16 protein-coding genes are annotated in these 18,762 nt (G+C 68.3%); 8 read left to right on the forward strand and 8 right to left on the reverse strand.

All coding sequences use genetic code 11. The features are described from left to right. Positions 1–23: 23 nt before the first annotated feature. From IE180_RS15640 to IE180_RS15675, 8 genes are all read left to right on the forward strand, one after another. The gene (locus tag IE180_RS15640) at positions 24–1,241 is read left to right on the forward strand and encodes a hypothetical protein (protein ID WP_190157468.1); all 1,218 of its coding nucleotides are present in this window, start codon (positions 24–26) and stop codon (positions 1,239–1,241) included. A gap of 37 nt (positions 1,242–1,278) precedes the next feature. Beyond that, positions 1,279–2,421, forward strand: coding sequence for a hypothetical protein (locus IE180_RS15645; RefSeq protein ID WP_190157469.1), 1,143 nt, complete (start codon positions 1,279–1,281; stop codon positions 2,419–2,421). A 12-nt stretch (positions 2,422–2,433) separates the two neighbouring features. Then, positions 2,434–3,564: a hypothetical protein gene (locus tag IE180_RS15650; protein WP_190157470.1), complete on the forward strand. Its 1,131-nt coding sequence runs from the start codon at positions 2,434–2,436 to the stop codon at positions 3,562–3,564. After that, on the forward strand, positions 3,564–4,133 hold the full coding sequence (locus IE180_RS15655; protein WP_190157471.1) for a hypothetical protein: 570 nt from the start codon (positions 3,564–3,566) through the stop codon (positions 4,131–4,133). The genes IE180_RS15650 and IE180_RS15655 overlap by 1 nt, the downstream gene beginning before the upstream one ends. A 16-nt stretch (positions 4,134–4,149) precedes the next feature. Continuing rightward, complete coding sequence (locus tag IE180_RS15660) at positions 4,150–4,533, forward strand: ATP-binding protein (protein ID WP_190157472.1); 384 nt, start codon at positions 4,150–4,152, stop codon at positions 4,531–4,533. 65 nt (positions 4,534–4,598) lie between these two features. Continuing rightward, positions 4,599–5,510 (forward strand): peptidoglycan-binding protein, encoded by a 912-nt coding sequence (locus IE180_RS15665; RefSeq protein WP_190157473.1) that lies wholly within the window; start codon positions 4,599–4,601, stop codon positions 5,508–5,510. Positions 5,511–5,526: 16 nt separating this feature from the next. After that, entirely contained in the window at positions 5,527–5,760 is a 234-nt protein-coding gene (locus tag IE180_RS15670; RefSeq protein ID WP_190157474.1) for a hypothetical protein, read from the forward strand. After that, complete coding sequence (locus IE180_RS15675) at positions 5,747–6,010, forward strand: hypothetical protein (protein ID WP_190157475.1); 264 nt, start codon at positions 5,747–5,749, stop codon at positions 6,008–6,010. Before IE180_RS15670 ends, IE180_RS15675 begins: the two co-directional genes overlap by 14 nt. Before the next feature lie 67 nt (positions 6,011–6,077). Here the strand turns inward: IE180_RS15675 and IE180_RS15680 are convergent, their stop codons facing one another. The 8 genes from IE180_RS15680 to nusG form a co-directional block, all read right to left on the reverse strand. Continuing rightward, complete coding sequence (locus IE180_RS15680; RefSeq protein ID WP_190157476.1) at positions 6,078–9,977, reverse strand: DNA-directed RNA polymerase subunit beta'; 3,900 nt, start codon at positions 9,975–9,977, stop codon at positions 6,078–6,080. Between the two features lie 109 nt (positions 9,978–10,086). Next, entirely contained in the window at positions 10,087–13,569 is a 3,483-nt protein-coding gene (gene rpoB, locus IE180_RS15685; RefSeq protein WP_190157477.1) for a DNA-directed RNA polymerase subunit beta, read from the reverse strand. Positions 13,570–14,116: 547 nt separating this feature from the next. Beyond that, positions 14,117–14,503 carry a 50S ribosomal protein L7/L12 gene (gene rplL / locus IE180_RS15690; protein ID WP_190157478.1) on the reverse strand — a complete coding sequence of 129 codons (387 nt, stop codon included), beginning with the start codon at positions 14,501–14,503 and terminating at the stop codon, positions 14,117–14,119. Positions 14,504–14,614: 111 nt separating this feature from the next. Continuing rightward, a complete protein-coding gene (gene rplJ, locus IE180_RS15695; RefSeq protein WP_030757401.1) occupies positions 14,615–15,145 on the reverse strand; it encodes a 50S ribosomal protein L10 in 531 nt (176 codons plus the stop codon). Between the two features lie 248 nt (positions 15,146–15,393). Further along, a complete protein-coding gene (locus IE180_RS15700) occupies positions 15,394–16,311 on the reverse strand; it encodes an SCO4651 family lipoprotein (RefSeq protein ID WP_190157479.1) in 918 nt (305 codons plus the stop codon). Between the two features lie 115 nt (positions 16,312–16,426). After that, positions 16,427–17,155 (reverse strand): 50S ribosomal protein L1, encoded by a 729-nt coding sequence (gene rplA, locus IE180_RS15705; protein WP_190157480.1) that lies wholly within the window; start codon positions 17,153–17,155, stop codon positions 16,427–16,429. A gap of 104 nt (positions 17,156–17,259) precedes the next feature. Beyond that, positions 17,260–17,694: a 50S ribosomal protein L11 gene (gene rplK, locus IE180_RS15710; protein ID WP_030687894.1), complete on the reverse strand. Its 435-nt coding sequence runs from the start codon at positions 17,692–17,694 to the stop codon at positions 17,260–17,262. 158 nt (positions 17,695–17,852) lie between these two features. Then, positions 17,853–18,728 carry a transcription termination/antitermination protein NusG gene (gene nusG / locus IE180_RS15715; RefSeq protein WP_190157481.1) on the reverse strand — a complete coding sequence of 292 codons (876 nt, stop codon included), beginning with the start codon at positions 18,726–18,728 and terminating at the stop codon, positions 17,853–17,855. Positions 18,729–18,762: the final 34 nt, after the last annotated feature.

An 18,762-nucleotide genomic window follows, 5' to 3' on the forward strand; every position in this document is an offset into this window, starting at 1 on the left:
CCTCCACCGATCGGAGAACTCACATGAACCTGCGCAGCAGCTGGGTCGCCGAGACCGGCCAGACCCGCGAGGACACCCGACTCAACCAGGTCGGCGCGACCACCATGGTCAACCCCGTCCAGGTCCGCTCCGGCATCCTGCCGGGCTCCTACAGCGGTCAGTTCCGGCTGTCCGGCTTCTGGATGGACAAGGTCTCCGCCATGACGGCGACCGTCTCCGAGGGCCGGGCCGTCATCCAGGGCGACATCTCCCAGGGCGTCTACCCGGTGACCCTCCCGGCCGCCGAGCAGGTCACCTTCGCCGCCGGCTCCGCGACGTACGGCCGCATCGACCTGGTGGTTCTGCGGATCTACGACAAGCTCTACGACGGCGGCACCCGCAACGAGGGTGTGATCGAGGTCATCCAGGGCGTGCCGGACGCCTCCCCCAAGGCCCCGGTGGCCCCGCCGCGCAGCCTCCCGCTGTACGAGGTGACGGTGCCGGCCGGCGCCAGCGCGGGCAACGGCGGCATCCCGTGGAACACCTCCCTGAAGGACCTGCGCACCCCGGTCGTCGCCGTCGGCGGCATCCTCCCGGTCGAGGGCCCGGTCCTCCCGGGCGCCCACCCGGGCCAGTACCAGGACACCCCCAACAACCAGCTGCAGCGCTGGGACGGCGGCAAGTGGGTCGCCTACCCGGAGGCGATCGGCGGCATCGTCCCGAGCTCCGCCGCCTCCCTCCCGGGCAGCTACACCGGCCAGTACCGGGGCACCGCGGCCGGTCCGCTCCAGCGCTGGAACGGCACGGCGTGGGTGCCGGCGTACCCGGGCCCGTACTTCATCGACTCGCTGGACGCGGGCTACACGCTCTCGACGACCTACGTGGACACGCTGGTCGACCGGGCGACGAACCCGCTGACGGTGACCTTCGTCGCCCCGGAGACCCGGCAGGCCATCCTCAGCTTCGGTTCGCGCGTGGAGCTGGACCTGAACTCCGGCACCACGGGCGTCGCCAGCTCGGCCTGGATGTGCGTGCGCATCACGCAGGGCACCACCGTCATCCGCGAGGTGGACGACGAATTCGCCGTCGTCGGCTCCAAGTCGGCCGACCCCACGGACGCCGTCTCCGTCTCGACCACCCAGCGCCTCTACAACCTGACGCCGGGGGCGACCTACGCGATCACCGCGTACTACCGGACGACCAACACCAACGTGCGTGCCTGGTTCGACAACACCTTCATCCAGGTCACCCCGCAGTACTGAGTCCACCGGGCCGCCGCCCCTACCCCAGGAGATCCCCATGCCCGTACGCTCCGGATGGCTGATGCCCACCGGTCAGACCCGCCAGAACACCCGCATCACCAACATCGGCGCCACCACCCCCGTCAACCCGCTCGGCGTCCGGTCCGGCGTCCTGCCCGGCACGTACGACGGCAAGTACCGGGTCGGCGGTCTGTGGATGAGCTCCACCGGCCCGATGACGGCCACCGTCTACCAGGGCAAGGCCGTCGTCCAGGGTGCCGCCGTCACCGACGGCGCCTACCCGGTCGCCCTCGACCAGGACATCACCATCACCTTCGCCGACGGCGACCCGCTCAACGACCGCATCGACCTCGTCGTGGTCCGCGTCTACGACAACGACGTGGACGCCCTCGGCAAGTACGAGGCCGGCATCGAGATCGTCAAGGGCACCCCGGCGGCCGCGCCGGTCGCCCCGGCCGCCCCCGCCCGCTCCCTCGCCCTGTTCACGGTGAAGGTGAAGAAGGGCGCCTCCGCCGGCACCGGCGGCATCGACTGGGCGGGCGGCGCCTCCACCGACCTGCGCACCACGACCGTCTCCTCCGGCGGCATCCTGCCCGTCTACAACAACGCCGGCGTGCCCGGCGCCTACCCGGGCCAGTACCAGGACAACGACAACGCCCACTTCCTCCAGCGCTGGGACGGCACCGCCTGGGTCGCCTACCCCAAGGAGATCGGCGGCATCGCGCCCAGCGGCACGGTCACCACCGGCAGCTACAGCGGCCAGTACCGCGACTACAACGGCCAGCTCCAGCGCTGGAACGGCAGCGCCTGGGCGGCCTACCAGCCGCCCGTCGAGATCGAGACCACCAACACCGGTGCCGTCGCCCTCACCAACTGGTCGATGGTGGCGTTCTCCGGCCGCAGGACCAAGAGCGGCCTGTGCACCATCACCGCCACCGTCACCCGCACCGGCGCCCAGGTCAACGTCGACAGCTCCGGCAACATCACCGACGAGCAGCTGTGCACCATCCCGGCCGGCTGGCGTCCGGCCACGGACTTCGAGGCCACGGCCAGCGACGGGTACGGCGACGGCGCCGCCAACATCCGCGCCGACGGACGCGTCGACCTGCGGACCTGGTCCTACAACGGCACCCTGGCCGCCGGGCGGAACATCCGCATCTCCGCCACCTACGTCCTGTAAGGGGGCCCACCGATGGCAATCGACACGCCCTACCGGGCGATCTTCTGCGACCTGCTCACCGACCAGACGCTCGACATCCTCCCCCTGCGGGACGTCTCGTTCGACGACTACATCGGCAAGGCGGGCTCGCTCTCCGGCACGATCCCCATCCCCGACAAGGCCATCGCCGACCGCGTCAAGAAGGTCCGGGAGGGCCGCACCGCGATCTACCTGGAGCGCGGCGGCGACCTGTGGTGGGGCGGCATCGTCTGGACCAGCACCCTGCAGTCCAGCGGCCGCGGGGTGCTGACCCTCGGCATCCAGGCCGCGACCTTCGACTCGTACGCCGGGCGCCGCCGCATCCGCACGGACATCACGTACGACACCCCCACCGACCAGGTGGAGATCGCCCGCCGGCTCTGGCGCGAGCTCGACCTCCAGACCTATCCCGACGCCCCCAAGGGCGAGGAGCCCCGCCGCCTCGGGATCACGTTCGGCGACGAGGCCCCCAAGTTCCAGAAGACGGCCTCGTGGCGCAAGGGCGACGAGACCGTCTACCTGGAGGCGCTCGACCAGCTCGCCGCCACCGAGAACGGCTTCGAGTACCACATCCTGGTCTACCGCGACCCGGTCACCGGGCAGCGGATCCGGCAGCTCCGCCTCGGCGAGCCCAGGATCGTCACGGGCGCGACCGACCTGGTCTTCGACCGGCCCGGCGTCATCCTGTCGTACTCCTTCCCGTACGACGCCACCCGCGGCGGCACCACCGCCCTGGCCCGCGGCGCCTCCGTCAACGCCAACGCCGCCGCCGAGTCCCGGCCGATCTACTCCACCCAGCAGTACGCCAGCGACCTGCTCGTGGACGGCTGGCCGCTGATCGACCTGTCCTCGGACCACAACGAGATCACCGACCAGCTCGCGCTCGACTCGGTGGCCGCCACGGAGCTCAAGCAGGCCCGCGGCGCCGTGGTGATCCCCTCGGTCTCCATCCACCTCGGCGGGATCGTCCCGCCGCAGCTCCTCGGCCGCGTCGCCCGCATCCGGATCACCGACGAGTGGTACTCCCAGGGCCTCGACGCCCGCTACCGCATCATCGGAGCCAAGATCACCCCGCCGGAGCGCGGCCGCCCCGACACCGCCGAGCTCTACCTCGAGGAGGCCTGATGCCCCAGCTGCCCGAGGACATCATCGACCGGCTCAACCAGATGGAACGCCGGATCAAGGCCCTGTCCACGGCCGTGAACACCCGGCCCGCCGTCAACGAGTTCCGGCCGGCGCCGTCCGGGAGCGTCACCATCACCCGGCCGCTGTTCCGGATCTTCGACGGCTACAACCACGAGATCTTCGCGGACGACATCATGACCGGCGGTCTCGCCCGGCCCTGGCTGCAGCTGATGCCGCCCCTGGCGACCGACCCGGCCAAGTGGCCCTCCACCACCGCCCCCGCCTTCACGACCATCGCCCGCTGCATGAACCCCATCTGGCAGCCGAAGATGCGGCTCGCCGTCAACACCGCGGCGTCGAGCGGCGGCACCGGCCAGGTGCGGGTCCTCGTCGACGGCGTCCCGTTCGGACCCACGGTCACCGCGGGCATCACCTACGACTACCTCGGCCTGCTGCCCGGCGACATGAAGTCCCGGTTCGGCCAGACGATGGTCGTCGAGATCCAGGCCCTGGCCAGCGCCGGCACGGTCTACGCCCAGCCCTCCCTCATCCACGGCGCCCAGACCTGACCCACGAGGAGCACCCATGAACATCGACCCCACCCAGCCGTGGGGCGTGGCCATCGACTACGCGGGCCGCGCCACCGTCACCGAGAACGGCCACACCCTCACCATTCGCGTGTACGACAACACCATGGGCTACATCCTGCAGCGCGACCCGGTGACCGGGCAGTACCCGCCGGTGTACGTGACGGCCGAGGTCACCGAGAAGGGCACCGGCGACACCTCCCTGCGCGGTTCCGGCCTGATCGTCGTGGACGCCCGGGACGGCGTCCCGGCCGTCCCCGACCAGACCGCCGTCCAGCGCGCGGTGACGGCCGCGCTCGCCGACTTCGAGAACCGCCGCTCCGCGTATGCCGCGCTGTGCGCCGCCTGGGCGGTCCCGCCGGCCCCGGAACCCGTCCCGTAAAACCCCCGTACGAAAAACCGCAGGCCCGCCGGACGCGGGCCTTTCTCATGTCCGGAGGACACCAGATGGCCACCCCCCTCACCGCGGACCGGTTCGTCGCCGCGCTCCGCGCCGAAGGCGTCACCGTCGTCGAGCACCCCGGCTGGCGCACCCACAACCGCAATGGTCACGGCGCCTGGGGCCCCGTAACCGGCGTGATCATCCACCACACCGTCTCCGCCGGCACCGCCAACACCGTGGAGATGTGCTTCGACGGATACGAAGGGCTGCCGGGCCCGCTCTGCCACGGCGTCATCGCCAAGGACGGCACCGTCCACCTGGTCGGCAACGGGCGCGCCAACCACGCCGGCGGCGGAGACCCGGCCGTCCTCAGGGCCGTCGTCTCCGAGACGTACGGGGACCGGCCGCCCGCCCCCCGCGAGCACCAGGGCAGCTCCGGCGCCGTCGACGGCAACTCCCGCTTCTACGGCTTCGAGTGCGTCAACCTCGGCAACGGCACCGACCCCTGGCCGCCCGCCCAGCTCGACGCGATCGAACGGGTCTCCGCCGCCCTGTGCCGGGCCCACGGCTGGGGCGCCCGCTCCGTCATCGGCCACAAGGAGTGGTCGGACTGGAAGGACGACCCCCGCGGCTTCGCCATGCCGACGATGCGCGACCGGGTCCAGGCCCGGCTGAACAAGGCCCCCGCCAAGCCCGCCCCCGACGCCGGCAAGCCGGCCGTCCCCCGCCTCCAGCCCTTCCCGGGCACCTCGTTCTTCCGCAGGGAGACGAGCTCCCCGGTCATCACCGCCATGGGCCGCCGTCTCGTCGCCGAGGGCTGCTCCGCGTACACCGTCGGCCCGGGCCCCCGCTGGGGCGAGGCCGACCGGCTCAGCTACGCGAAGTGGCAGCACAAGCTCGGCTTCCGCGGCTCCGACGCCGACGGCATCCCGGGCGCCGCGTCCTGGAACGCGCTGAAGGTCCCGTACACGAAGTAACGCAAGGAGCGCTGTGATGTCCGATGCCGCCAAGCGCACGGCCCGTACCGTCCTCCAGTCCGCCGTCGGCATCGCCGTCGTGCTCCCCGCCCTCGTCGACGCCTCCGGCATCCCCGCGACCCTCCCCTGGGTCGCCGGGGCGCTGGCCGTCGCCGGCGGACTGGCCCGGGTGATGGCCCTCGACCCGGTGCAGAAACTGCTGCCGTCCTGGCTGCGCAGCACCCCGGGCGGTGCCGATGACCGAGCCTGATCCGAACGATCCCGTCGCCGTCGCCCTCGAACTGGAGCGGCTCCGCGGCACCCTGGAGGCCGGTTTCGCCCGCGTCGACGGCTCGCTCGCGCTGCTCGTGCAGCGCAGCGACCAGACCGACAAGCAGCTCGCCGACCACGAGGCCCGCCTCGACGAGCTGGAACGGGCCCGCTGGCCGGTGGCCAGCATCGCGGCGCTGACCGCGAGCGCCGGCGTGCTCGTGGCGCTCTGGGAGCTGGCCGTCAGGTGACCCCTCCGTGAAACGCCGAAGGGCGGCCACCCCGTGATCGGGGTGACCGCCCTTCGGTTCGCGCTGCTTACTGGTTGTACGGACCGTAGTCGTAGTCCTCCAGCGGAACGGCCTGGCCGGAGCCCGAGCCGAACGGCGAGTAGTCGATGTCGTCGTAGCCGACGGCCGAGTACATCGCGGCCTTGGCCTCCTCGGTCGGCTCGACCCGGATGTTGCGGTAGCGGGACAGGCCCGTACCGGCCGGGATGAGCTTACCGATGATGACGTTCTCCTTGAGGCCGATGAGGCTGTCGGACTTGGCGTTGATCGCCGCATCCGTCAGGACTCGGGTCGTCTCCTGGAAGGAGGCGGCCGACAGCCAGGACTCCGTCGCCAGCGAGGCCTTGGTGATACCCATCAGCTGCGGACGGCCGGAGGCGGGGTGACCGCCCTCGGTGACCACACGACGGTTCTCCTGCTCGAACTTCGAGCGCTCGACCAGCTCGCCCGGGAGGAGCTCCGCGTCGCCGGACTCGATGATCGTCACGCGGCGCAGCATCTGCCGGATGATGATCTCGATGTGCTTGTCGTGGATCGACACGCCCTGCGAGTTGTAGACCTTCTGGACTTCGCCGACCAGGTGGACCTGGACCGCGCGCTGACCGAGGATCCGGAGCACGTCGTGCGGGTTGGTGGCACCCACGGTGAGCTTCTGGCCGACCTCGACGTGGTCGCCCTCGCCCACGAGCAGACGGGCACGCTTCGAGATCGGGTAGGCCGTCTCGTCGGTGCCGTCGTCCGGGGTGACGACGATCTTCTTGGTCTTCTCGGTCTCCTCGATGCGGACGCGACCGGCCGCCTCGGAGATCGGGGCGACACCCTTCGGCTGCCGCGCCTCGAAGAGCTCGACGACACGGGGCAGACCCTGGGTGATGTCGTCACCGGCCACACCACCGGTGTGGAAGGTACGCATCGTCAGCTGGGTACCGGGCTCACCGATGGACTGGGCGGCGATGATGCCGACCGCCTCACCGATGTCGACCAGCTTGCCGGTGGCGAGCGAACGGCCGTAGCAGAACGCACAGGTGCCGACGGCGGACTCACAGGTCAGGACCGAACGGGTCTTGACCTCCTCGACGCCCGCGTTGACCAGGGCGTCGATGAGCACGTCACCCAGGTCGACGTTGGCCGGCGCGATGACCTTGCCGTCGACGACGACGTCCTCGGCGAGCATCCGCGCGTACACGGAGGTCTCGACGTCGTCCGTCTTCCGCAGGACACCGGCCTCGTCCTTGGCCGCGATCCGCAGCTTCAGACCGCGCTCGGTGCCACAGTCCTCCTCGCGGATGATGACGTCCTGCGAGACGTCCACCAGACGACGGGTCAGGTAACCCGAGTCGGCGGTGCGCAGGGCGGTGTCGGCGAGACCCTTACGGGCACCGTGCGTCGAGATGAAGTACTCGAGGACGGAGAGGCCCTCGCGGAAGGACGCCTTGATGGGACGCGGGATGGTCTCGTTCTTCGCGTTCGACACCAGACCACGCATACCGGCGATCTGCCGCATCTGCATCATGTTTCCTCGGGCACCCGAGTCAACCATCATGAAGATGGGGTTCGTCTTGGGGAAGTTCGCGTTCATCGCCTCGGCGACCTCGTTGGTCGCCTTGGTCCAGATCGCGATGAGCTCCTGCGTGCGCTCTTCCTTGGTGATCAGACCGCGCTCGTACTGCTTCTGGACCTTCTCGTCCTGCGCCTCGTAGCCCTTGACGATCTCCTTCTTCGCCTCGGGAACGACGACGTCGGAGATGGCCACGGTGACGCCGGAGCGGGTCGCCCAGTAGAAGCCCGCCGCCTTCAGGTTGTCGAGCGTCGCCGCCACGATGACCTTGGGGTAGCGCTCGGCGAGGTCGTTGACGATCTCGGAGAGCTGCTTCTTGCCGACGGAGTAGTCGACGAACGGGTAGTCCTCGGGCAGCAGCTCGTTGAAGAGCGCGCGGCCCAGCGAGGTCTTCAGACGGAACGAGTCACCCTGCTGCCACTCCGGCTCGCCCTCCTCGGCGACCGGGGGGACCCAGCCACGGGGAGCGACGGTGCCGACCGGGAAGCGGATCTCGATCTGCGACTGCAGCGCGAGCTCGCCGGCGTCGAACGCCATGATCGCCTCGGCCGTGGAGCCGAACGCGCGGCCCTCGCCCTTGGTGTCACGGAGCTCGCCGTCGGTGGTGAGGAAGAACAGACCGAGGACCATGTCCTGGGTCGGCATCGTCACCGGACGGCCGTCGGCGGGCTTGAGGATGTTGTTCGAGGACAGCATCAGGATGCGGGCCTCGGCCTGCGCCTCCGCGGAGAGCGGCAGGTGGACGGCCATCTGGTCACCGTCGAAGTCCGCGTTGAACGCGGTGCAGACGAGCGGGTGGATCTGGATGGCCTTGCCCTCGACCAGCTGCGGCTCGAAGGCCTGGATGCCGAGACGGTGCAGCGTGGGCGCACGGTTCAGCAGGACCGGGTGCTCGGCGATGACCTCTTCGAGGACGTCGTACACGACCGTGCGGCCGCGCTCGACCATCCGCTTGGCCGACTTGATGTTCTGCGCGTGGTTCAGGTCGACCAGGCGCTTCATCACGAACGGCTTGAAGAGCTCCAGGGCCATGGCCTTGGGCAGACCGCACTGGTGCAGCTTCAGCTGCGGACCGACGACGATGACGGAACGCGCCGAGTAGTCGACGCGCTTGCCGAGCAGGTTCTGACGGAAACGACCCTGCTTGCCCTTCAGCATGTCGCTGAGGGACTTCAGCGGACGGTTGCCGGGGCCCGTGACCGGGCGACCGCGACGGCCGTTGTCGAAGAGGGCGTCGACCGCCTCCTGGAGCATCCGCTTCTCGTTGTTCACGATGATCTCGGGGGCACCGAGGTCGAGCAGGCGCTTCAGGCGGTTGTTGCGGTTGATCACGCGGCGGTACAGGTCGTTCAGGTCGGAGGTCGCGAAGCGGCCACCGTCCAGCTGCACCATCGGACGCAGGTCCGGCGGGATGACCGGGACGCAGTCGAGGACCATGCCCTTGGGGCTGTTCGCCGTCTGCAGGAAGGCGGAGACGACCTTGAGGCGCTTGAGCGCACGGGTCTTCTTCTGGCCCTTGCCGGTACGGATGATCTCGCGGAGGCGCTCGGCCTCCTCCTCCAGGTCGAAGGACTCCAGGCGCTTCTGCAGCGCCGCGGCACCCATCGAACCGTCGAAGTACGTGCCGAAGCGGTCACGCAGCTCGCGGTAGAGGAGCTCGTCGCCCTCCAGGTCCTGGACCTTGAGGTTCTTGAAGCGGGACCAGACCTCGTCCAGACGGTCGATCTCGCGCTGCGCGCGGTCGCGCAGCTGCTTCATCTCGCGCTCGGCGCCCTCGCGCACCTTGCGGCGCACGTCGGCCTTGGCGCCCTCGGCCTCCAGCTCGGCGAGGTCGTTCTCGAGCTTCTTGGCGCGGGCCTCCAGGTCGGAGTCGCGACGGTTCTCGATCTGCTGGCGCTCGACGGAGACGTGCGCCTCCAGCGAGGGCAGGTCACGCGTACGACGCTCGTCGTCGACGTACGTGATCATGTACGCCGCGAAGTAGATGACCTTCTCCAGGTCCTTCGGGGCGAGGTCGAGCAGGTAGCCGAGGCGCGACGGAACGCCCTTGAAGTACCAGATGTGGGTCACGGGCGCGGCGAGCTCGATGTGGCCCATCCGCTCACGGCGCACCTTGGCGCGGGTGACCTCGACGCCACACCGCTCACAGATGATGCCCTTGAAGCGGACGCGCTTGTACTTGCCGCAGTAGCACTCCCAGTCCCGGGTCGGACCGAAGATCTTCTCGCAGAAGAGTCCGTCCTTCTCGGGCTTGAGCGTGCGGTAGTTGATGGTCTCCGGCTTCTTGACCTCGCCGTGGCTCCACTGACGGATGTCGTCAGCGGTGGCCAGACCGATCCGGAGCTCGTCGAAGAAGTTGACGTCGAGCACTATGCGTCAATCCCTCTCAGGGTTGTAAGGCTGTGGGTCTGATACGGGGGTCCTGGGGCCGGCGGGGGGACTCGGCGGTGTTTCACCGAGTCCCCGCGCCGGACTCCCGTCAGACCTCTTCGACGCTGCTCGGCTCGCGCCGGGACAGGTCGATGCCGAGCTCCTCCGCTGCGCGGAAGACGTCCTCGTCGGTGTCGCGCATCTCGATGGACATGCCGTCCGAGGACAGCACCTCCACGTTGAGGCACAGGGACTGCATCTCCTTGATGAGGACCTTGAAGGACTCGGGGATGCCGGGCTCAGGGATGTTCTCGCCCTTGACGATGGCCTCGTAGACCTTCACGCGGCCGGTCACGTCGTCGGACTTGATCGTCAGCAGCTCCTGGAGGGCGTACGCGGCGCCGTAAGCCTCCAGCGCCCACACCTCCATCTCACCGAAGCGCTGGCCACCGAACTGGGCCTTACCACCCAGCGGCTGCTGGGTGATCATCGAGTACGGGCCGGTCGAACGCGCGTGCAGCTTGTCGTCGACCAGGTGGTGGAGCTTGAGGATGTACATGTACCCGACGGAGATCGGGTCCGGGAACGGCTCGCCGGAGCGGCCGTCGAACAGCCTCGCCTTACCGGTCGGGAGCACCATGCGCTCGCCGTCGCGGTTCGGGATGGTGTGCTGGAGCAGACCCGCGAGCTCGTCCTCACGCGCACCGTCGAAGACCGGGGTGGCGACGTTGGTGCCGGGGGCGACCTGGTCGGCGCCGATCGCCTGGAGGCGCTGCGCCCACTCGTCCGCGAGACCGGAGACGTCCCAGCCGCGGCTGGCGAGCCAGCCGAGGTGGATCTCCAGGACCTGTCCCGGGTTCATTCGGGACGGGACGCCCAGCGGGTTGAGGATGATGTCGACCGGGGTGCCGTCCTCGAGGAACGGCATGTCCTCGATCGGGAGGATCTTGGAGATGACGCCCTTGTTGCCGTGACGGCCGGCGAGCTTGTCACCGTCGGTGATCTTGCGCTTCTGGGCGACGTAGACGCGGACCAGCTGGTTCACGCCCGGGGGAAGCTCGTCGCCCTCCTCGCGGTCGAAGACGCGGACGCCGATGATCTTGCCGATCTCGCCGTGCGGCACCTTCAGCGAGGTGTCACGGACCTCACGGGCCTTCTCGCCGAAGATCGCGCGGAGCAGGCGCTCCTCCGGGGTCAGCTCGGTCTCGCCCTTCGGCGTGACCTTGCCGACCAGGATGTCGCCGGCGACGACCTCGGCACCGATGCGGATGATGCCGCGCTCGTCGAGGTCCGCGAGGACCTCCTCGGAGACGTTCGGGATGTCCCGGGTGATCTCCTCGGGGCCGAGCTTGGTGTCACGGGCGTCGACCTCGTGCTCCTCGATGTGGATCGAGGAGAGGACGTCGTCCTGCACGAGGCGCTGCGACAGGATGATCGCGTCCTCGTAGTTGTGGCCCTCCCACGGCATGAACGCCACGAGCAGGTTCTTGCCGAGCGCCATCTCGCCGTCTTCGGTGGCGGGACCGTCGGCGAGGACCTGGCCCTCGATGACGCGGTCGCCCTCGTCCACGACGACCTTCTGGTTCACAGAGGTGCCCTGGTTGGAGCGGGAGAACTTGTGCAGGCGGTACGTGATGTACGTGCCGTCGTCGTTGGCGACCGTGATGTAGTCGGCCGACAGCTCCTGGACGACACCGTCCTTCTCGGCCTTGAGCACGTCGCCGGCGTCGGTGGCGCAGCGGTACTCCATGCCGGTGCCGACGAGCGGGGCCTCCGACTTAATCAGCGGGACGGCCTGACGCATCATGTTCGCGCCCATGAGGGCGCGGTTGGCGTCGTCGTGCTCGAGGAACGGGATCATGGCGGTCGCGACCGACACCATCTGGCGCGGCGAGACGTCCATGTAGTCCACGTCCGACGGCTCGACGTAGTCGACCTCGCCACCACGCTTGCGGACCAGGACGCGGTTCTCGGTGAACCGGAGGTTCTCGTCGAGCGCGGCGTTGGCCTGCGCGATGACGAAGCGGTCCTCCTCGTCGGCGGTGACGTAGTCGACCTCGTCGGTGACCTGGCCGTCGACGACCTTGCGGTACGGCGTCTCGATGAAGCCGAACGCGTTGACGCGGCCGTACGAGGCGAGCGAACCGATCAGACCGATGTTCGGGCCTTCGGGGGTCTCGATCGGGCACATGCGTCCGTAGTGGGACGGGTGCACGTCTCGGACCTCGAAGCCGGCCCGCTCACGGGACAGACCACCCGGGCCGAGCGCGGACAGACGACGCTTGTGCGTCAGCCCGGACAGCGGGTTGTTCTGGTCCATGAACTGCGACAGCTGGCTGGTGCCGAAGAACTCCTTGATGGAGGCGACGACCGGCCGGATGTTGATCAGGGTCTGCGGCGTGATCGCCTCGACGTCCTGGGTGGTCATCCGCTCGCGGACGACGCGCTCCATGCGGGCCAGACCCGTGCGGACCTGGTTCTGGATGAGCTCGCCGACGTTGCGCAGACGACGGTTGCCGAAGTGGTCGATGTCGTCGGTCTCGACGACGATCTCGTTGCCGTTCTCGCCGATCGTCTCGGTCTCGCCCGCGTGGAGCTTCACCAGGTACTTGATCGTGGCGATGATGTCGTCGGTGGTGAGGACACCGGCGTCCAGCGGCTCGTCGGCGCCGAGCTTCTTGTTCACCTTGTAGCGGCCGACCTTCGCGAGGTCGTAGCGCTTCGGGTTGAAGTAGAGGTTCTCGAGCAGCGTCTGAGCGGCCTCGCGGGTCGGCGGCTCGCCCGGACGGAGCTTGCGGTAGATGTCGAGCAGCGCGTCGTCCTGGCCCTGGGTGTGGTCCTTCTCCAGGGTGGCGCGCATGGACTCGTACTCGCCGAACTCCTGCAGGATCTGCTCGGTGGTCCAGCCGAGGGCCTTCAGGAGGACGGTGACGGACTGCTTGCGCTTGCGGTCGATGCGGACACCGACGAGGTCGCGCTTGTCGATCTCCATCTCCAGCCAGGCACCCCGGGAGGGGATGATCTTGGCGGAGAAGATGTCCTTGTCGGACGTCTTGTCGATCGACGAGTCGAAGTAGACACCCGGCGAACGGACCAGCTGCGACACCACGACGCGCTCGGTGCCGTTGATGACGAAGGTGCCCTTGTTGGTCATGAGCGGGAAGTCGCCCATGAAGACCGTCTGGGACTTGATCTCGCCGGTCTCGTTGTTGGTGAACTCGGCGGTGACGAAGAGCGGGGCGCCGTACGTGAAGTCACGGTCCTTGCACTCGTCGATCGAGTTCTTCGGCGGCTCGAAGCGGTGGTCGCGGAAGGTCAGCGACATCGACCCGGAGAAGTCCTCGATCGGGGAGATCTCCTCGAAGATCTCCTCCAGGCCGGACTTCGTGGGGACGTCCTGTCCCGACTCAAGGGCAGCCTCGACGCGAGCCTTCCAGGCGGCGTTGCCGAGCAGCCAGTCAAAGCTCTCGGTCTGCAGCGCGAGGAGGTTCGGAACCTCGAGGGGCTCCTTGATCTTTGCAAAGGAGATGCGCAGCGGGGCGGTGCTTGCGCCGTTGTTCGTATTGGTCGAGGCGTTGCGCGAGGCGGCCAAGAGGGGGTCCTTCCGAGGGCTCGGACTCACTACGCGCGTACCGGTCCCCTGCAGCACTTCACGGCAGACTTTTCCTGAGATGACCGAAAGGCCAGGTCAGACGGGGTCGGTCCACGAAGTTGATGCGAAGGTATGCCCCTGGTGACGGGCAGGGGGCAGCTAACAGGCAGCGCAAAGGGTCAGTGTAGCCACTTGGCCCACTGATGTCCAGGGCGAGTAATTCGCGACCCTCGTTGCTCTCAACTCCGCGGTACCTCGCGCCGTGCGGCGCACCTCGATACTGCCCGTTCAGTCGTCGATCCATGCCTCGGAAACGGATCGTTGTGACGACGCGTCCTGAGAATTGCGCGCTGCGTGCGGTTCGTCAAGACCTGTTGGTCCCCGGGGCGCACGGCGAAGATCACCATACTCCGCTTCCGGCGACCCCCGGGACCCCCGCCACGCCCGTTCCGGGAACGCCGAGAGGCGACCACCCAGATGGATGATCGCCTCTCGGTGCCTCCGCGTTACACGGGGGCAGGAGTCAGCTCAGCGAGCCGAAACGGTCTTACTTGACCGTGACGGAGGCGCCGGCGGCCTTGAGGGACTCGGCAGCCTTCTCGGCGGCCTCCTTCGCGACCTTCTCGAGGACCGGCTTCGGGGTGCCGTCGACGAGGTCCTTGGCCTCCTTGAGGCCCAGGGAGGTGAGCTCGCGCACGACCTTGATGACCTGGATCTTCTTGTCGCCGGCACCCTCGAGGATGACGTCGAACTCGTCCTGCTCCTCGGCGGCGGCGGCACCGTCACCGGAAACACCGGCCGGGGCGGCAACGGCGACGGCCGCGGCGGCGGTGACGTCGAACTTCTCCTCGAAGGCCTTCACGAACTCGGAGAGCTCGATGAGGGTCATCTCCTCGAACTGGGCGAGGAGGTCGTCCTGAGAGAGCTTCGCCATGATGGGCGATCCTTCCACTAATTCGGCAGGTGCCGATGTGTCTATAGAGGCGGGCGTAACGGCCCGCTACGACCCGCGCACTAGGCGGCGCGGATCAATGCGCGAGCCGAATTACTCGGCACCGCCCTGCTCGGCCTGCTTGGCGCGCAGCGCGTCCACGGTGCGGACGAGCTTCGACGGCAGCGCCTGGAAGAGCTGAGCAGCCTGAGACTGCTTGCCCTTGAAGGCACCGGCCAGCTTGCTGAGCAGAACCTCGCGGGACTCGAGGTCCGCAAGCTTCTTGATGTCGTCGGCGGAGAGAGCCTTACCGTCAAGGACACCGGCCTTGATGATGAGGTTCGGGTTCTCCTTGGCGAAGTCACGCAGGGCCTTCGCCGACTCCACCGGGTCACCGGTGACGAAGGCGACCGCGGTCGGACCAGCGAAGTGCTCGTCCAGTGCGGTGATCCCGGCCTCGTTGGCCGCAATCTTGGTCAGCGTGTTCTTCACCACGGCGTACTGGGCGTTCTCACCGAGAGAGCGACGCAGCGTCTTGAGCTGCGCGACGGTGAGACCCCGGTACTCGGTCAGCACGGCGGCGTTGGAGCTCTGGAACGCGTCCTTGAGCTCGGCCACCGATGCAGCCTTGTTGGGCGTCGGCATAGTGCGTCAGCCTCCTTCCGGGTGATGAGGACCGCTCAGAAGGAGGCTGGACAAACAAAACGCCCCGGCGCAGGCGCACGGGGCTGAGCTCGACCGGACGAGAACGTCCGGGAACTTTCCACAGTCACCTGCGCGGGTCGTCCGTTGTCAGCGGATCCTTCGGCCACCGCACCCGGTAGGGGCACAGCAACGACCAGCGGTCTTTGGCTTCTGTGGAAGAGTACGTGATGGTCCGGGCCAGGAGCAAATCAGCCCTGACCGGGCTCCTTCCCGAAGTCCTTCATCATCTCGAAGAGGTCCACGGTGTCCTCGGCCGGCGGGGCCTGGACGGCCGCGCGGGTGCCGTAGTCGCTGTAGTCGGCCCGCACCCTCATCGTGCCCTGCGCCATGGTCATGCCGATGTCCATGCGCGCCGGGTAGCCGTCCCCGGTGACCCAGAACTCGGTGTCGTAGCCCTTGAGGCCGACCTTCTTCGCGTTGGCGACGAGCTCGTCGTGGTCCTTCTCGGAGAGGAGCTCGGACGACTCGTTCGCCTTGAGCATCTGCTCGAGGGTGAGCGCGCCCTTGTAGTGCTGGGTCTCCATGCCGTTGACCTTCTCGGCACCGAGGTGCTTCAGGTCCGGGGAGTCCAGGAGCAGGGCGAGCTGCTGGGCCGGGTCCTGGTTCATGTTGTCCAGGCCGCCGGTCAACTGCTTCTGCAGCGCCTTGTCGCCGGAGGCGTCCGCCGCGGCCTTCATGTCCAGCTTCATCCAGCGCTTGCCGTCCACCTCGGCGGCCTGCTTGGCACCCATGTCCATGTACATGACCTGGTCGAGCATGATCATGTGCATCTGCTGCGGGGCGTCCGGGCCGCCGGCGCCGAGCATGGAGCCGTCCATGGTGATGTCCATCACCGCCGGGGACCAGCCCTGGATCCCCGTCATCCGGATGGTGCCCGACCCCGCGCCGGCGCCTTCGATGCTCATGGTCATCTTGACCTTGGCGGCCTTGGCGGCGGACGTCTTCTCGTACGCGGCCCGGATGACCTTCGTGACGTCGTCGTGGCTCCGTGCCCCCGGTGCGGCGCCCCCGGCCTTCGCGTCGCCGTCCTGACAGCCCGCGACCCCCGTGACGACGGCCGCGGCCGTCAGCGCGACGCCCGCGCGCCTCCATGTGGACGTGCTCATGAGTCCCCACCCCTTGATCCATGACTTCGCGGTCCTTCGAACCGTAGCAAGAAGCCGGCCCCGCACCTCCGGAGAGGTGCGGGGCCGGCTTGACCACTCAGTGAACCGGTGGGGTTCAGACCGCGGCCGGGTCCTCCTCGACGAGGAGGTTGCGGGTGCGGTTGGCGTCCAGCGGGATGCCGGGGCCCATCGTCGTGGTGACGGTCGCCTTCTTGATGTAGCGACCCTTCGCGGCGGACGGCTTCAGACGGAGGATCTCCTCCAGGGCCGCGGCGTAGTTCTCGACCAGCTTCGTCTCGTCGAAGGAGACCTTGCCGATGATGAAGTGCAGGTTCGAGTGCTTGTCGACGCGGAACTCGATCTTGCCGCCCTTGATGTCGTTGACGGCCTTCGCGACATCGGGGGTGACGGTGCCGACCTTGGGGTTCGGCATGAGACCACGCGGGCCGAGGACGCGGCCGAGGCGGCCGACCTTGCCCATGAGGTCCGGGGTGGCCACCACGGCGTCGAACTCGTTCAGGCGGTTGCCCTTGGAGATCTCGTCGATGAGCTCGTCGGAGCCGACGATGTCGGCGCCCGCGGCGATCGCGGCCTCGGCACGCTCACCGGTCGCGAAGACCAGGACCCGGGCGGTCTTACCGGTGCCGTGCGGGAGGTTCACGGTGCCACGGACCATCTGGTCGGCCTTGCGCGGGTCGACACCCAGGCGGAAGGCGACCTCGACGGTGCCGTCGAACTTCGTGGTGGCGGTCTCCTTGGCGAGACGGACGGCCTCGAGGGGCGCGTAGTTCCGCTCGCGGTCGACCTTGGCGTCCGCGGAGCGGAGAGCCTTGCTGCGCTTCACTGCTTCTCCTGTGCAGTTACACCATGCGGCTGTCGCCGCGTGGCAGGTATGGAGTCGTGGTGCGGGCCGGCGCTGGCCCTACCACTAGGTCACGAGGGGGGTGATCAGCCCTCGACCGTGATGCCCATGGAACGGGCGGTGCCGGCGATGATCTTGGACGCGGCGTCCAGGTCATTGGCGTTGAGGTCGGGGAGCTTGACCGTGGCGATCTCGCGGACCTGGGCGGCCGTGAGCTTGGCGACCTTGGTCTTGTGCGGCTCGCCGGAGCCCTTCTCCACACCCGCGGCCTTGAGGATCAGCTTGGCGGCCGGCGGAGTCTTGGTGATGAAGGTGAAGGTGCGGTCCTCGTAGACCGTGATCTCCACCGGCACGACCATGCCACGCTGCGACTCGGTCGCGGCGTTGTAGGCCTTGCAGAACTCCATGATGTTGACGCCGTGCTGACCCAGCGCGGGGCCGACCGGCGGGGCCGGGTTGGCCGCACCGGCGTTGATCTGGAGCTTGATAAGCCCCGTGACCTTCTTCTTCTTGGGAGGCATTGCTCTCTCCGGGTCCTAGTGAGAGTGTTCAGCCCGCCATCCGGTCATCCGGATGGAGGCATACCGCACAACGATAACGGGTAGAGTCGCGCGGCCAAAAACCGAGCAGGTCAGAGCGGCTGCGAGAGCCACTCTGACCTGGTCGGAAGACGGTGAGATCAGTTCTTCTGGATCTGGTCGAAGCTGAGCTCGACCGGGGTCTCGCGACCGAAGATCTCGACGAGGCCCTTGACCTTCTTCGAGTCCGGGTTGATCTCGTTGATCGTGGCCTGGAGGGTCGCGAACGGGCCGTCGGTGACGGTGACCGAGTCGCCGACCTCGAAGTCCAGGACCTGGACCTCCAGCTTGCGGGCCGGAGCCGGCTTGCCCTCGGCCTCGGCGGCCTCGCGGGCGGCCTTCTCCTCGGCCTCCGGGGCGAGCATCTTGACGATCTCGTCCAGGGTCAGCGGGTACGGGTCGTAGGCGTTGCCCACGAAGCCGGTGACGCCGGGGGTGTTGCGGACGACGCCCCAGGACTCGTTCGTCAGGTCCATGCGGACGAGGACGTAGCCGGGAAGCTTGTTCTGCTTGACGTTCTTCCGCTCGCCGCCCTTGATCTGGACGATCTCTTCCTCGGGGACCTCGGCCTGGTAGATGAAGTCCTCGACGTTGAGCGAGACGGCACGCTGCTCGAGGTTGGCCTTCACGCGCTTCTCGTAGCCCGCGTAGGTGTGGATGACGTACCACTCGCCGGGGAGGGTGCGGAGCTCCTCGCGGAGCGCGGCGACCGGGTCCACCGGGGCGGCCGGCTCGGCCTCCTCCTCGGTCTCTTCCCCGGCGTCCTCGACCTCGGCCTCGACGGCGTCGTCCTCGTCAGCCTCGTCGGACTCGGCCTCGACGGCGTCGTCCTCGTCGCTCTCGTCGACCTCGACGTCCTCGTCCGCAGCGTCCTCAGCAGCGTCGACCTCGACGTCCTCGTCGGCGGCCTCGACGATGTCCAGCTCGTCCTCGACGGACTCGGACTCGAAGGCGTCGTTCAGGTTCGCGTCAGACACGGTGGCTGCTTCTTCCTGCGATACAGATGGGTGG

This window comes from Streptomyces litmocidini, from assembly GCF_014649755.1.
GTDB classification, from domain to species: domain Bacteria; phylum Actinomycetota; class Actinomycetes; order Streptomycetales; family Streptomycetaceae; genus Streptomyces; species Streptomyces litmocidini.